Genomic DNA, 15682 nt, shown 5'->3' on the forward strand with positions numbered 1-15682 from the left:
GGATCGTAACTCGCCGGTTCATTCTACAAAAGGCACGCCATCACCCGTTAACGGGCTCTGACTACTTGTAGGCACACGGTTTCAGGATCTCTTTCACTCCCCTTCCGGGGTGCTTTTCACCTTTCCCTCACGGTACTGGTTCACTATCGGTCACTAGGTAGTATTTAGCCTTGGGAGATGGTCCTCCCAGCTTCCGACGGAATTTCACGTGTTCCGCCGTACTCAGGATCCACTCAAGAGGGAACGAAGTTTCAACTACAGGGTTGTTACCTTCTTCGACGGACCTTTCCAGGTCGCTTCATTTACTTCGTTCCTTTGTAACTCCGTATAGAGTGTCCTACAACCCCAAGAGGCAAGCCTCTTGGTTTGGGCTAATTCCGTTTCGCTCGCCGCTACTCAGGAAATCGCATTTGCTTTCTCTTCCTCCGGGTACTTAGATGTTTCAGTTCCCCGGGTCTGCCTTCAATATCCTATGTATTCAGATAAAGATACTGTTCCATTACGAACAGTGGGTTTCCCCATTCGGAAATCTCCGGATCAAAGCTCACTTACAGCTCCCCGAAGCATATCGGTGTTAGTCCCGTCCTTCATCGGCTCCTAGTGCCAAGGCATTCACCGTGCGCCCTTTCTAACTTAACCATTAGCGAATAAATGGTACAACATAAAGTTGTGTTATTTATTGGTTTGATTAAAGAAAAGTTTCACTTTTCCTCAGCAATTACTGTTATCTAGTTTTCAAAGAACAATCGCAACCAAAATTCTTCTTATTAGATAAGAAGAAAGTAGTATGCTTTCTATAATTGAGAGATTGAACTCTCAAAACTGAACAAAGTGTCAAAACGTACGTCATGTAAAAATCCTTAGAAAGGAGGTGATCCAGCCGCACCTTCCGATACGGCTACCTTGTTACGACTTCACCCCAATCATCTGTCCCACCTTAGGCGGCTAGCTCCTTACGGTTACTCCACCGACTTCGGGTGTTACAAACTCTCGTGGTGTGACGGGCGGTGTGTACAAGGCCCGGGAACGTATTCACCGCGGCATGCTGATCCGCGATTACTAGCGATTCCAGCTTCATGTAGGCGAGTTGCAGCCTACAATCCGAACTGAGAATGGTTTTATGGGATTGGCTTGACCTCGCGGTCTTGCAGCCCTTTGTACCATCCATTGTAGCACGTGTGTAGCCCAGGTCATAAGGGGCATGATGATTTGACGTCATCCCCACCTTCCTCCGGTTTGTCACCGGCAGTCACCTTAGAGTGCCCAACTAAATGCTGGCAACTAAGATCAAGGGTTGCGCTCGTTGCGGGACTTAACCCAACATCTCACGACACGAGCTGACGACAACCATGCACCACCTGTCACTCTGTCCCCCGAAGGGGAACGCTCTATCTCTAGAGTTGTCAGAGGATGTCAAGACCTGGTAAGGTTCTTCGCGTTGCTTCGAATTAAACCACATGCTCCACCGCTTGTGCGGGCCCCCGTCAATTCCTTTGAGTTTCAGTCTTGCGACCGTACTGCCCAGGCGGAGTGCTTAATGCGTTAGCTGCAGCACTAAAGGGCGGAAACCCTCTAACACTTAGCACTCATCGTTTACGGCGTGGACTACCAGGGTATCTAATCCTGTTTGCTCCCCACGCTTTCGCGCCTCAGCGTCAGTTACAGACCAAAAAGCCGCCTTCGCCACTGGTGTTCCTCCACATCTCTACGCATTTCACCGCTACACGTGGAATTCCGCTTTTCTCTTCTGCACTCAAGTTCCCCAGTTTCCAATGACCCTCCACGGTTGAGCCGTGGGCTTTCACATCAGACTTAAGAAACCGCCTGCGCGCGCTTTACGCCCAATAATTCCGGATAACGCTTGCCACCTACGTATTACCGCGGCTGCTGGCACGTAGTTAGCCGTGGCTTTCTGGTTAGGTACCGTCAAGGTACAAGCAGTTACTCTTGTACTTGTTCTTCCCTAACAACAGAGTTTTACGACCCGAAAGCCTTCATCACTCACGCGGCGTTGCTCCGTCAGACTTTCGTCCATTGCGGAAGATTCCCTACTGCTGCCTCCCGTAGGAGTCTGGGCCGTGTCTCAGTCCCAGTGTGGCCGATCACCCTCTCAGGTCGGCTATGCATCGTTGCCTTGGTGAGCCGTTACCTCACCAACTAGCTAATGCACCGCGGGCCCATCTGTAAGTGATAGCCGAAACCATCTTTCAATCATCTCCCATGAAGGAGAAGATCCTATCCGGTATTAGCTTCGGTTTCCCGAAGTTATCCCAGTCTTACAGGCAGGTTGCCCACGTGTTACTCACCCGTCCGCCGCTAACGTCATAGAAGCAAGCTTCTAATCAGTTCGCTCGACTTGCATGTATTAGGCACGCCGCCAGCGTTCATCCTGAGCCAGGATCAAACTCTCCGAAGAAATGTTTGACTTGCTCATTTAAAAAATAAAAATTAACGTTGACGTTTGTCGCTTTGTTCAGTTTTCAAAGTTCAACCGTTGCTCTGAAGCAACTTTATTAGTATAACATTCTATTATTTTGATGTCAACATCTTTTTTAAGATGTTTCTCTCAACTGCGCTGTTCATCAGCGACATTTAATAATTTACCATATATAATATATAGAGTCAATCGTTTTTCTAAAAAACTTTATAAATAAAAAAGTTAATGAAGTAAACCTTCAGTAAAGTAACCAATTAACCTCTATTACAATAGCAATCTAGCCGCTATGCAGTTTTCTTATCTTACCATAAAAAAAAAGCCCAGTCATTAAACTGAGCTTTTTTATTTAAACTATTCTGCTAAGAACGCGAAATAGAGTATGAAGATGATACAGAGAGCATACATAATGGGATGCACTTCTTTTCCACGCTTGCTGCATAACATTGTAATAGGATAAAAGATAAAGCCAACCGCAATGCCTGTTGCAATACTGTACGTTAATGGCATCATGATCACCGTGAAAAATGCCGGAACTGCCACTTCGAACTCTTTCCAATTGATTTCTCCTAAGTTTGACACCATCAGAGCTCCTACCGTAATTAAAGCTGGCGCAGTAACAGCTGGTGTTACGACCGCTAACAACGGAGAAAAGAACAGTGCAACTAAGAAAAACGCCGCCGTTACAATTGCAGTAAATCCTGAACGTCCGCCCGCTGCTACTCCAGCCGTAGACTCTACGTAAGCTGTTGTTGATGAGGTACCAAGAACAGCACCAACTACAATCGCACTAGAATCTGCCAATAACGCTCTGCCCGCTCGCGGAAGCTTATTATCTTTCATAAGCCCAGCTTGACTCGCTACAGCAACCATCGTACCTGCTGTATCGAAGAAATCAACGAATAAGAAAGTTAAAATGACGACTAGCATCTTTACAGTAAAGATATCACCGATATTTTGGAAAGCTGCCCCAAACGTTGGGTCAAGACTAGGAACCGATGAAACCACTGCTTTAGGTGTATCAATTAATCCAAAAGCCATACCTGCTACAGCCGTTACAATCATACCGATAAATACAGCTGCATTTACTCGAAGCACCATTAATACAATAGTAATGACAATACCAAAAACCGCAAGTAATGTTGTTGGGTTCGTCAAATCACCCAGTCCAACGAATGTGGCATCATCTTTGACGATGATTCCCGCACCTTTCATACCAATAAAACTAATAAATAAACCAATACCTGCTCCAACAGCCATTTTTAATTCAATAGGAATAGAATTAATAATTTTTTCTCGCAGGCTTGTTAATGTTAAAAGAATAAAAATAACACCTGATATCATAACACCCGTTAAAGCCGTCTGCCATGGAATTCCCATCGTCAGAACAACTGTATAAGCAAAAAATGCGTTTAATCCCATACCTGGAGCTAATGAAATTGGATATCTACCAAGCACTCCCATAACAATTGATCCCAAAGCTGCCGCTAAAGCAGTAGCTGTAAATACAGCCCCTTGGTCCATTCTCATACTGTCAGGTAGATCCTTTACATCACTTAGTGATAGCACAGATGGATTAACAAATAAAATGTAAGCCATAGATAGAAAAGTTGTAAGGCCAGCTATAAACTCTTTTCGGTAGCTAGTACCCAGCTCTTCAAAACGAAAATACTTCTTCACGTTTTTTCCTCCCTTTATAGAAGCCGCATGCACTTAGACAGGCCATAAAAAAATGCCTCTACGCTATGGCGCGTAAAGGCATAAAATCGACTAAAAGAGAAATGTATGAGCAAAAAACAAAAGATTTTTATACATACATGTATTACTTTCTCGTAGTCAAGCCATTTACGGTAGCTCGGTAGAAACTTTTGGGCCTTATCCCCAAGATTATACGACATTAAAGCTATATCTCGCTGTTTTATGTTACTATCCTACCATTAACTTTTTAAAAAAGTCAACAAAAAACGAACATTCTTATAAAAGAATGTTCGTTTGTTCGGTTTTCTTACATATTATTCCCATTCAATTGTTGCAGGTGGCTTACTTGTAATATCATACACTACGCGGTTAATATGCTTAACTTCGTTTACAATACGCGTTGAGATAACTTCAAGCACATCCCAAGGAATACGCGCCCAGTCAGAAGTCATACCATCAATCGATGTAACAGCACGAATACCGATTGTGTAATCATACGTACGAGCATCTCCCATTACACCTACACTGCGGATGTCAGGAAGAACCGTAAAGTATTGCCAGATATCGCGCTCTAAGTCTGCTTTTGCAATCTCTTCACGTAAAATAGCATCCGACTCACGTACAATTTCTAACTTCTCTTCCGTAATTGCACCAAGTACACGAATACCTAGACCTGGCCCTGGGAAAGGCTGACGCCAAACGATGTTATCAGGAATACCTAATTCAGAACCTAATGCACGTACTTCATCTTTGAATAGCGTGTTTAACGGTTCGATTAGTTTGAACTGCATATCTTCCGGTAATCCACCTACATTATGGTGAGATTTAATCGTTTGAGCTGTAGCTGTCCCACTCTCGATAATATCTGTGTATAGCGTACCTTGAGCTAGGAAATCAAACCCTTTTAATTTAGCAGCTTCGTCATCGAATACATAAATAAATTCATTACCGATGATTTTACGCTTTTGTTCAGGATCTGATACACCGCTTAATTTTTCTAAGAAGCGATCTTTTGCATCGATTTTAATTACGTTCATATTAAAGCCTTCGCTAAATGTTTCCATTACGCTTTCAGCTTCACCTTTACGTAATAAACCGTGATCTACGAACATACATGTTAACTGATCACCAATTGCTTTGTGAATTAATACAGCTACTACCGAAGAGTCTACTCCGCCGCTAAGTGCGCAAAGTACTTTTCTATCTCCAACTGTTTCACGGATTTTATCCATTTCAACTTCAATGAAGTTCTCAATTGACCAGTTTGCTTCAGCATGACATACTTCAAACACGAAGTTCTTTAAGATATGGTTACCGTGCACTGAATGGCGAACTTCTGGATGGAACTGCACTCCGTACATATTCTTTTCTTTGTTACTCATTGCGGCAATTGGACAAGATGGGCTAGTTGCGTCCACTTCAAAACCAGCTGGTGTTTCTACAACTAAATCACCGTGACTCATCCAAACAACTTGTTCTTTTGGCAACTCATGGTACATTAATGAATCGTTTTGTACGTTAATCGCTGCTTTACCATATTCACGATGGCTAGCACCTTCTACCTTCCCGCCAAAATGATGAGTCATTAATTGCATTCCATAACAAATACCTAAAACAGGAATACCTAATTCAAAAATGTTTTCATCGCAGTGAAATGCGTTTTCACCGTACACACTGTTTGGGCCTCCAGAGAAAATAATTCCCTTTGGATTTAATGCTTTAATCTCTTCTGCTGTAATTGTGTGCGGATGCAATTCACTATATACTCCGAACTCGCGAATGCGACGCGTAATCAGTTGGTTATATTGACTACCAAAATCTAATACAACAATCATGCCTTCCATCTTGTTCACCTCTCCGAATGTGTAAATAATCACTTGTTATTATGCCCTAAAATATAAAAAAAACTAGACTTCTCCCTCAAAAAACAAAGGCAGAAGTCTAGTTGAGCACGACGTTTATCGTCAAATAGACTGTTCTGCCTTCATAGTCAGATCGTTTAAGGTGACCCGGTAGAGACTCTCGAACCATATTATCGAGGATATATGAAGGTATACGAAACATTTATAGTAAGTTCGAGAATATTCTATCAATCCGCGAAACAATGGTCAAGAACTCGTTTTTTTGATTAAATTTTCCCACAATTCAATCGACTCTTTCCATTCTTTTATGGAATCTGCATTTCGATATAAAACCCGCTCGTATTTTTCCGTTAATTTTAGCATATTTACCGTATTTAATTTTTCGTCTACTTCTCCTGCAAAGTCGCGCAGCGTTTGATTTTCTTGCCGTTTTAGTCCATTTGCAGCGAGTCTTTTAAGTAAAAAAGCATACGCTGATTCAAAGGTTTCCACACTCTCTTTCTTTTTATAAAAAGAGATATAAAAAGGTAAAAACCATTTAAATCGATTGAGATATATTACTATTAACATAACTACAATCAGTCCGTAGAAAAGCACTTTCCATTTCATAGACAACTTAGCATTTTGAAGAGAAGCTGTTTTTTCTTTCTCTCTTTTCTCTTGTGCCGGAAGCTCTTTCTTCTTAGGCTGCTCCTTGACTTGCGTTTCTTGTTTCTCTTCTTCCCTTTGACTATTTTCACTAGAGTTGTTAGGTTGGCTATCTACAAAATCATAAGGATTAGAAAAACTTTTTGTTGGTTCAAAAGGTACCCAGCCCGCTCCTGGAAAATAGACTTCGACCCAAGAATGAGCATTATTTTGTGTAATTTCATAGGTTGTCCACTTACTACTTCCTGAAATAACGGTGGCATCACCTTCTGTATAGCCCTTTACCCACCGAGCAGGAATATCTAATGAACGAAGCAGCACGACCATAGAAGTAGAGAAGTTATCACAGTATCCTCTTTTTGTATCAAATAAAAATTGATCCACATAATCTTTATTCTTCGTAGGAATTGAAACATTTTCAGTATCATATACATATGGATTGGATCGGAAGTATTCTTCAACGGCTTTCGCTTTTTCATAGCGATTGTTTTTATTTTTTGTTATCGTACGAGCTAAATCCTTTACTCGTTTTGGCAAATTAGCAGGAAGCTGTGTATACCTTGCTATAAATTCATTATTATTCTCTAGACTCTCTGACTTTTTCTCCTCTGCTTGCTGAAGAAGCCCGGTATCAAACACAGGATATTTATACGTTAGCTCATACGATTGAACAGTAACAAGTTTGTCATTTTGATAAGGATATAATTTTTCATTTGTCGGTGTAACATCGGTTTGAATGCCATTTTTTAAGGTTAGAGACAGCAGTTGAGGAACATGCATAAGATGAACAGAAGGCTGCGAATAGGTAACTTCTGCTTTTCTTACTTCTCCTGCAACACTTGAATCATATTGAGGGAGTAAGTTTTCATTTCCTTTGAAAGGCACTTTTTCTTCCTCTTTAGACAGCTCCCAGCCCTTACCTGTATACACATCCTTCGTTTCAATACGCCAATAGTGCTCATCCTCTACTTTAGCTGTAAACACAACCGTATCATCATTGACAAAGGATCCCCCCAATTTAGAATCGTCCATATCATAGCCAATTCGTTGACCGCTTGCAGATTCTCCCTGTCCTTGATGTGTTGTGTGAGCTGCAATAAAAGGGACCGGATCTGGCCACTGCGGACCTGGTTTAGGGGCGAGATAAGCCAGCACAATGACAATGGCTAAAAAACTGCCTAGAAAAAGAAACGATCGTTTTCTATTTTCTAAACGCTCGGTGCTAGCACCTTTTATACGTTCAGGATTGATGCGAAGCATGGCTACTAATAAAAATCCGATAATCGTCACGCGAATAATAGCAGCTCCGGCATCGTAAGTAGAAAAGGTATCCAATACGGTAATATACAAAATGGTTAAGAAGAAAAAGAAGAAAATTCTTTTTTGATAAAAGATCCAATATCGAATTAAATAAGCCATAATCCAAAGCAGGATAAAAAATAAAGTGCTCCTCATTTCAAAGGATAAATTCGCTATATTCCACTCCATGATACTTTGTACATCTGACTGAAGAATTTCCAAAAGTCTTGGAAGCCATTCTGAAGAAAAGAAGGCACCTTGGAAATAGAGACTGTGAAGTGAAAACAAAATAAACAACATGCTCCCTAACGTCATCACAATAAACGGCAATCGAAACGTTAAGCTCAAAAAACAGTAAGCGACAAACAGGATAAAGTATTGAATTTGATTCGTATCAGTGACTTCATTTAAAGGGAGAAGCCATTCCACTAATAAAAAGAAAGCTCCCGCGTATAATAAGACGTTTTTTACATACCAAGCTGATTTATTCACTTATTTCCGCCCTCACTTCCTTTAGTGATAGAGGAAGATCAATATGAACGACTTCAATTGTTAAAGCAGAAGATTGTATGCCATTTACAATAACTGTCTCTTCCTCACTAAGCCCCGCTCCTTCATTTTTAACGACAATGAGTGAAGCCTTAGCATGAGGGCTCAGCTTGGATTGAATCTGGCCAATAAGAGTCCCTGTAACTTGACTGACAATGACCATAAAAGAATGCTGCTTTTGAATAGCAATATTCTGAAATTCTGTTTCGAATGCTCGATTGCTAATAGGCTGTGCACGTGCTAAGTGATGCAACAGGTTATCAGCCTCCCTTTGTTCAGAGGTTTTCTGCGAAAAAAGGGCATCTCCAGCTAAAAGAAAATCGACTTTTTTACGCTTGGTTTCTTCATGAATGAGCATGGATGCCAGAAAGCTCATTCGCTCTTCAAAGTATAGAGGGCCCATAACATCTGCAATGATAATTATACTCCGTTCATGATAATGACCAAACTCTTTAGAAATCAACGTAGCTTTACGAGCGGTCGCCTTCCAATCGATAGATCCTAATCGGTCACCCGGCTGATATTCTCTAATGCCTGTCACTAACGTAGTAGATTGATTTCCCGTAGAAACTTCATTTTTCCCTTCTTCTATTCCCGCTAAAAGAAACGGGATATCTATCTTATGAATCTGAGGATAAACGATAAATCGCTGCTGCAGTAGAAAATATGCCTTCTTTTTTACGATGCCTAATAAATCACTAATTTCAATTGAAATCGTAAAAAATTCATATTCTCCTCTTTCTACAAACGATCTTTCATACGGAATAACAGCGTTTCGTTGAAAAAGCGGATAAATTGTTCTTTCTTCTTGATCTAAAAGGTTACTCTCCTCTTTCACCGCTGCCATATAAACAGGAAAAGCCGAGGAGCGTGTAATGTGAATGTCATAAGAAAGATGATCTCCAGCGAATCGAGGCTGTAGCTTCACATCACGAGCAACATTCCACTTCTTCAACGGATAGAGCAACACGGCTACCGCATATAATCCAAAAGGTAAGAAGCTATAAAATAAAAACCAGCTGACAAAGCCTCCTTGAAACATGGCGTAAGAAAACGTAGCGGTAAAGATGCAGAATAAAACGAACCAGTCTCTACCTTTGTTCCATATCACTTTTATATACTGTTTCATAAATTATCCTCTTACCTTTTAACAGGTACTTTCGTATCAGCCATAATTTGCTTCATCACATCACTCGCTGTTAAACCGCTGTACTGAGTATCAGGTCTTAGCGTTAAGCGATGTGCACACACATACGAAGCAAGCTCTTGAACATCATCAGGAAGAGAGTAATCTCTTCCCTTTACTAACGCATATGCTTGAATAGCCTTCATAAAGGAAACCGTGCCACGAGGACTAATACCTAATGAAACATGTGGATGAGAGCGAGTTTTGCGAATAATTTCAATGATATAGTTCTTGATCGTATCATCTACATAAATACTGCTTACAGCTTTTTGAGCCTGTACTAATTCTGGAACGCTCATAACAGGTTTGACATCTTCAAGATTAACTTGAGTCGATACGCCATTTAAAATTTGAAGCTCCTCTTCTTGCGTAGGATACCCCATGCTTAGTTTGAATAAAAAACGATCCAGCTGCGCTTCCGGCAAATGATAGGTCCCATCAAAATCAACGGGATTTTGAGTAGCCATCACAAAAAAAGGCGCCGGAATTTCCCGGGTGATACCATCGGTTGTTACATGATGCTCAGCCATTGCTTCTAAAAGCGCCGATTGTGTTTTAGGAGAAGTCCTGTTAATCTCATCAGCGAGTACTATGTGGCTCATGATAGGACCTGGACGAAAATGAAATTCCATGTCTTTTGGACTGTAAATAGAAACACCTGTTACGTCGGACGGCAGCAAATCAGGCGTGAATTGAATTCGTTTAAATTCTGCATCAATCGATTTGGCCAGTGCCTTCACAAGCATCGTTTTCCCCACACCCGGAACATCTTCAAGCAAAACATGTCCTCCTGCAAGTAAAGCAACCAAACTAAGCTCAGATACCTGACGTTTTCCAATCACAATTTGATCGATGTTTTCTAATACTTGGTTTAATTTATTATTAATATGATCCAGCTGAATCAACGACGCTCCCCCTTAAAACTCAGTTAAGCCTTGAGTTTAGTAAGTTTTCCAATAAACATAGTACTATCTTAACAAATTTTAAAAAAATCTGAAAATATTAACGCACACAAAAAAGCGACCAAGTGAGTACTTGGTCGCTTTTTTAAGTAGGGCAGTGATTACATCATGCCGCCCATTCCACCCATGCCGCCCATGTCAGGCATTGCAGGAGCTCCGCCTTCTTCTGGCTTGTCAGCAACAACTGCTTCAGTTGTTAAGAACATAGCCGCTACAGAAGAAGCATTTTGAAGAGCTGAACGCGTTACTTTTGTTGGGTCAACGATACCAGTGTCTAGCATATTTACCCACTCGCCAGTTGCAGCGTTGAATCCAGTTCCAACTGCTTCGCCTTTTAGACGCTCAACGATTACTGATCCTTCTAAACCAGCGTTGTGAGCGATTTGACGTACAGGCTCTTCAATCGCACGCAATACGATGTTGATACCTGTAGCAGTGTCACCGTCAGCTTCGATGCTTGCTACTTTATTATAGATATTTACTAATGCAGTACCACCACCAGCTACGATACCTTCTTCAACCGCAGCACGCGTAGAGTTTAATGCATCTTCAATACGTAATTTACGTTCTTTTAACTCAGTTTCAGTTGCCGCACCAACTTTGATTACAGCTACGCCACCAGCAAGTTTTGCTAAGCGCTCTTGTAATTTTTCACGGTCAAACTCTGAAGTTGTTTCTTCAAGCTGAGCTTTGATTTGGTTTACGCGTGCTAGGATATCTTCTGCGTTTCCTGCACCGTTTACAACTGTTGTATTTTCTTTTGTTACAACAATTTTAGAAGCGCGACCTAATTGATCGATGCCTGCTGTTTTTAAGTCAAGACCAAGCTCTTCAGTGATTACTTCTCCGCCTGTTAGGATCGCAACGTCTTGTAGCATTGCTTTACGACGATCACCAAAACCAGGAGCTTTAACAGCTACAGCTGTAAATGTACCACGAAGTTTGTTCACAACTAATGTTGCTAAAGCTTCGCCTTCTACGTCTTCAGCGATGATTAATAGCGGCTTGCCTTGTTGAACAACTTGCTCTAATACCGGTAAGATTTCTTGAATGTTACCGATTTTTTTGTCTGTGATTAAGATGTATGGATCATCTAATACAGCTTCCATTTTATCTGAATCAGTTACCATGTAAGGAGATGCATATCCACGGTCAAACTGCATACCTTCTACCACTTCTAATTCAGTTGTGAAACCTTTTGATTCTTCAAGTGTGATAACGCCGTCGTTACCAACGCGCTCCATTGCTTCAGCAATTAATTGACCTACTTCTTCGTCAGCTGCTGAGATAGCCGCTACTTGAGCAATTGAATCTTTACCTTGAATTGGTTTAGAGATTGCTTTTAGTTCTTCAACCGCTACAGCTACTGCTTTTTCCATACCTTTACGGATACCCATTGGGTTAGCACCAGCCGTTACGTTTTTAAGACCTTCTCTGATCATTGCTTGCGCTAAAACTGTTGCAGTAGTTGTACCGTCACCAGCAACGTCGTTTGTTTTGCTAGCAACTTCGGCTACTAATTTAGCACCCATATTTTCAAATGCGTCTTCTAATTCGATTTCTTTTGCAATTGTTACACCGTCATTTGTAATAAGCGGTGAACCGAATTTCTTTTCCAATACAACGTTACGACCTTTTGGTCCAAGCGTTACTTTTACAGCATTTGCTAATGTATCTACACCACGTAGCATTGCGCGACGTGCTTCTTCGCTAAATTTAATGTCTTTTGCCATGTTCTTTGACCTCCTCAAGATGTTCTTAATAATCTATTTTTTACGTATGATAAGTTTGTGGTTAAAATTAGCCGATTACAGCTAAAATATCGCTTTCGCGTAAAATTAAGTATTCAGTACCTTCGTATTTTACTTCAGTACCCGCATATTTTGAGAAGATGATACGATCGCCCGCAGCTACTTCTAAAGCTACACGCTCACCGCTTTCTAATACTCGGCCTGTACCTACAGCAACAATTTTACCCTCTTGTGGCTTTTCTTTTGCACTGTCCGGTAACACGATACCGCTTGCTGTTTTTTCCTCAGATTTTACAAGTTCAATCACTACGCGATCACCTAATGGCTTTAACAAGTGAAACAACCTCCTCAAATAATATGTTTGCATTTTTATTAGCACTCAACCTCAACGAGTGCTAACACAATTATTATATTAAAACAAAGTGGGTTTTTTTTGCAAGTATTAAACAAAAAAAATTTAAAATTTACGACAACTACATATAATAGTCTTAGATTTCGACGATTTTGAGAAATAAAGCATTCTTTTCTCTGTTCAATAATATGTATGTTACAATACGAGCAAGAAGAAATTACTAACTTTACAGTACTTCTTCGACATATATACATAAAAACCTTTTAAAGGAGTATAGAAGATTGGAAAAACGTTATTGGTATGTTATCCTCACTTACATCCTTATGCAGTTTTCAGGAGTTGTTGGTATACCGCTGTTAAAATTAACAGGAATGTTTGATGACTATCCAGTTCGAACAGCGAATGTCATGCTTTTGACTTATTGGACTATCATTAGCTTTATCCTTGGTTTACTTATTGTCTTACTGCTGCTGCGCCGTGACATGTCCATGCGTATAGAACATGCTGGAAAAACGATTGCTGTTGTCTGGTCAGTCCTTGGGGTGTTTCTCGCTATGGCTGGTCAAGCTGTAGCAGGTATGATTGAGCACGCTCTTGGCATTACCCAAGTATCTGAAAACACACAAAATATTGTTAATCTTGTTAAAGCAACGCCGTTCCTTATTGTCGTTACGTCTGTTATTGGACCAATACTAGAAGAGATTATTTTCCGAAAGATTATTTTTGGTTCTCTTCACAAACGATACAATTTCTTTATCTCTGCATTTATTAGTTCCCTTATTTTCGCTGCGGTACACTGGGATTTTAAACATTTACTTGTGTATACAGCTATGGGATTTGTATTTGCATTCCTTTATGCAAGGACGAGACTAATTGTTGTACCTATTATTGCTCATGTTTTGATGAATACAATCGTTATTTTATCTCAAACTATTTTTGCAGATAAAATTATAGAAATGCAAAAACAAGCAGAACAAATGCAGTTCATTTTTGGAGGCATGTTTTTATGAAGAATATCCCTTTAACACGAGGGTTTATTTATATTATTATGGGGATTTTATTCACCTACTTGGCAATTCAAAATGCCCAGGAAACCGTCTGGAATTTCCCCACAATCTTATTTGCACTCGTAGCCGCATTCGATTTCAGGTTTGCGGTTCGCATCTTTATCTTGCACTACAAAATTAAAAAATTGCAGCAGCAATATAAAAATCAAGATGATTCATCCAAATAAAAAAACCACTGTTTCAGTGGTTTTTTTTACATACTAACATCTTCTCTTTCTTGCTCTGCCCTTGCCTTTAACACTTTGCGATACGAAATGCGGGAAATAATGATGCTGATTTCATACAAAATTAAGAGCGGCACTGTCACCATCATGTGCGAGAGCAATTCCGGTGGTGTAATAAGTGCGGCAATAACTAGCAGTACGAAATAGGCATATTTTCGAATTTGAGATAAAAACATAGGCGTTATAATTCCTAAACGCGTCAAAAACATAACGACGACAGGAAGCTGAAACAACAAGCCAAAAGGCAGTGTGAGCTGCATTAAAAAAGAAAAGTATTCATTAATGCCAATCACTTGGTTTACATTCAGCTCATCAGAAACGCGCGTCATAAAATCAACGACAAATGGAAACAACACAAAATAAGAAAAAGAGACACCGCCGATAAAGAGAAAAATGGAAACAGGAATATATCCAAGCGTTACCTTACGCTCTTTTTCATATAAACCAGGACTAATAAATGCCCAAAGTTGATACAGTGCAACAGGAGCTGCAAGTACACAGCCGATAATAACAGCAAATTGCATATAAATCTTAACTGGATCTGTTAACCGAAATGCATTCATCGTTAAATTCTTTGCCTCATCAGCATGCTGTAAATAGACAATAACCTTATCCGCTATAAAAAAGCCGCCAATTGTGGCAATCACAAAGAAAAATAAAACAATTAAAATGCGTTTTCGCAGCTCTCCTATATGATCATATATTGACATTTCTTGTTCGGTCATACTATGATCACCCTTTTACTCTTTGTCATCTACTTGACGCTGTTTATCTTTTTCACGATCTTCTGATGCACCGCTAGCGGCATGCTTAAACTCTCTAAGCGTTTGGCCCACTGATCTTCCTAGCTCCGGTAACCGTTTCGGTCCAAAAATAAGCAGTGCTACAATCGCAATAATAATCCAACTGCCTGCTCCAATCCCCATATTCCCACTCTCCTTATTAATTTAGACTTAAGGAAATCGTAACACAGTCCGCCTTATTCAACAGGATAATTTTTCAAAAAGTAGACGAGCGACTGTAATTCTACAGCAAGATCAATATGATGGAGTCGAATCTCATCCGGTACGTTTAAGCGTGCAGGAGTAAAGTTTAAAATTCCTTTAATTCCGCAACTCACTAAACGATCAGTAATTTGCTGAGCAACAGTGGCAGGAACGGTTAAAATCGCTACTGAGATGTCATCACTCATATAATCTTCCAATTGGTCAAGATGATAGACCGGCACGTCGCCTACTTTCGTACCTACTTTATCTTCTATCACATCAAAAGCGCACTCAATTTTGGTGTTATTATTTTTAATAAAATTATAATTTAAAAAGGCCGTTCCTAGATTCCCTACGCCAATCAGTGCTACTTTCGTTACTTCATCTTGGTCTAACGTTTTACGGAAAAATGTAAGTAAATAATTCACATTGTAGCCGTATCCCTTTTTTCCTAATGCACCAAAGTAAGAAAAGTCCCGACGAATAGTAGCAGAATCCACTTTCACTGCCTCACTTAACTCCGCTGACGACACACGCTGTTTACCAGAAGCATGCAAATTTTTCAAAAAACGATAATAAAGCGGCAATCGCTTAGCCGTTGCTTGTGGTATTTTTAATTGTTCAGTGTTCACGTTGTACCCCCTCAGTTCATGTATGTCATTAC

General features: G+C 40.3%; 12 protein-coding genes, 2 rRNA genes and 2 riboswitches (1 of these 16 only partly in view). Of the genes, 2 read left to right on the top strand and 12 right to left on the bottom strand.

Features of this window, described 5'->3' with window-relative positions; all coding sequences use genetic code 11:
* The 9 genes from SCI76_RS12710 to groES form a co-directional block, all read right to left on the bottom strand.
* Positions 1–639: ribosomal RNA gene (locus tag SCI76_RS12710) — 23S ribosomal RNA — on the bottom strand; it reaches 2297 nt to the left of the window's first position.
* A gap of 225 nt (positions 640–864) precedes the next feature.
* Positions 865–2416, bottom strand: a 16S ribosomal RNA gene (locus SCI76_RS12715).
* The 16S and 23S rRNA genes sit together here, the layout of an rRNA operon.
* Before the next feature lie 372 nt (positions 2417–2788).
* The gene (locus SCI76_RS12720) at positions 2789–4114 is read right to left on the bottom strand and encodes an NCS2 family permease (RefSeq protein WP_013055032.1); all 1326 of its coding nucleotides are present in this window, start codon (positions 4112–4114) and stop codon (positions 2789–2791) included.
* A 133-nt stretch (positions 4115–4247) separates the two neighbouring features.
* Positions 4248–4349, bottom strand: a riboswitch (purine riboswitch).
* 97 nt (positions 4350–4446) lie between these two features.
* Positions 4447–5976: a glutamine-hydrolyzing GMP synthase gene (guaA, locus tag SCI76_RS12725; protein WP_028412703.1), complete on the bottom strand. Its 1530-nt coding sequence runs from the start codon at positions 5974–5976 to the stop codon at positions 4447–4449.
* 123 nt (positions 5977–6099) lie between these two features.
* Positions 6100–6201, bottom strand: a riboswitch (purine riboswitch).
* A gap of 39 nt (positions 6202–6240) precedes the next feature.
* Positions 6241–8433, bottom strand: coding sequence for a DUF3488 and DUF4129 domain-containing transglutaminase family protein (locus tag SCI76_RS12730; RefSeq protein ID WP_048022394.1), 2193 nt, complete (start codon positions 8431–8433; stop codon positions 6241–6243).
* Positions 8426–9619, bottom strand: coding sequence for a DUF58 domain-containing protein (locus SCI76_RS12735; RefSeq protein WP_230624709.1), 1194 nt, complete (start codon positions 9617–9619; stop codon positions 8426–8428). The genes SCI76_RS12730 and SCI76_RS12735 overlap by 8 nt, the downstream gene beginning before the upstream one ends.
* A gap of 11 nt (positions 9620–9630) precedes the next feature.
* Positions 9631–10581: a MoxR family ATPase gene (locus SCI76_RS12740; protein ID WP_048022395.1), complete on the bottom strand. Its 951-nt coding sequence runs from the start codon at positions 10579–10581 to the stop codon at positions 9631–9633.
* A 158-nt stretch (positions 10582–10739) separates the two neighbouring features.
* Positions 10740–12371, bottom strand: coding sequence for a chaperonin GroEL (gene groL, locus SCI76_RS12745; RefSeq protein WP_028412700.1), 1632 nt, complete (start codon positions 12369–12371; stop codon positions 10740–10742).
* Positions 12372–12438: 67 nt separating this feature from the next.
* Positions 12439–12723 (bottom strand): co-chaperone GroES, encoded by a 285-nt coding sequence (gene groES / locus SCI76_RS12750; RefSeq protein ID WP_013055026.1) that lies wholly within the window; start codon positions 12721–12723, stop codon positions 12439–12441.
* A gap of 299 nt (positions 12724–13022) precedes the next feature.
* Between groES and SCI76_RS12755 the strand changes: the two genes are divergently transcribed.
* Together SCI76_RS12755 and SCI76_RS12760 are read left to right on the top strand one after the other, a co-directional pair.
* Positions 13023–13751 (top strand): CPBP family intramembrane glutamic endopeptidase, encoded by a 729-nt coding sequence (locus SCI76_RS12755; protein WP_028412699.1) that lies wholly within the window; start codon positions 13023–13025, stop codon positions 13749–13751.
* Positions 13748–13975 (top strand): YdiK family protein, encoded by a 228-nt coding sequence (locus SCI76_RS12760; RefSeq protein ID WP_013055024.1) that lies wholly within the window; start codon positions 13748–13750, stop codon positions 13973–13975. The genes SCI76_RS12755 and SCI76_RS12760 overlap by 4 nt, the downstream gene beginning before the upstream one ends.
* A gap of 26 nt (positions 13976–14001) precedes the next feature.
* Here the strand turns inward: SCI76_RS12760 and tatC are convergent, their stop codons facing one another.
* Genes tatC through SCI76_RS12775 form a run of 3 tightly spaced genes read right to left on the bottom strand, consistent with a single transcriptional unit; the run spans position 14002 to position 15650 of the window.
* Positions 14002–14757 (bottom strand): twin-arginine translocase subunit TatC, encoded by a 756-nt coding sequence (tatC, locus tag SCI76_RS12765; protein ID WP_013055023.1) that lies wholly within the window; start codon positions 14755–14757, stop codon positions 14002–14004.
* Positions 14758–14772: 15 nt separating this feature from the next.
* A complete protein-coding gene (tatA, locus tag SCI76_RS12770; RefSeq protein WP_013055022.1) occupies positions 14773–14958 on the bottom strand; it encodes a twin-arginine translocase TatA/TatE family subunit in 186 nt (61 codons plus the stop codon).
* A gap of 53 nt (positions 14959–15011) precedes the next feature.
* Entirely contained in the window at positions 15012–15650 is a 639-nt protein-coding gene (locus tag SCI76_RS12775) for a redox-sensing transcriptional repressor Rex (protein ID WP_028410376.1), read from the bottom strand.
* Between the last annotated feature and the right edge of the window lie 32 nt (positions 15651–15682).

Source organism: Priestia sp. HNGD-A6 (genome assembly GCF_045784335.1).
Lineage (GTDB): Bacteria > Bacillota > Bacilli > Bacillales > Bacillaceae_H > Priestia > Priestia zanthoxyli.

What these genes read in the sequence shown, in the direction of transcription:
- guaA (WP_028412703.1), bottom strand. Translation starts at nt 5,976, where the DNA reads ATGGAAGGCATGATTGTTGTATTAGATTTTGGTAGTCAATATAACCAA.
- SCI76_RS12735 (WP_230624709.1), bottom strand. Translation starts at nt 9,619, where the DNA reads ATGAAACAGTATATAAAAGTGATATGGAACAAAGGTAGAGACTGGTTC.
- groL (WP_028412700.1), bottom strand. Translation starts at nt 12,371, where the DNA reads ATGGCAAAAGACATTAAATTTAGCGAAGAAGCACGTCGCGCAATGCTA.
- SCI76_RS12760 (WP_013055024.1), top strand. Translation starts at nt 13,748, where the DNA reads ATGAAGAATATCCCTTTAACACGAGGGTTTATTTATATTATTATGGGG.
- tatC (WP_013055023.1), bottom strand. Translation starts at nt 14,757, where the DNA reads ATGACCGAACAAGAAATGTCAATATATGATCATATAGGAGAGCTGCGA.
- tatA (WP_013055022.1), bottom strand. Translation starts at nt 14,958, where the DNA reads ATGGGGATTGGAGCAGGCAGTTGGATTATTATTGCGATTGTAGCACTG.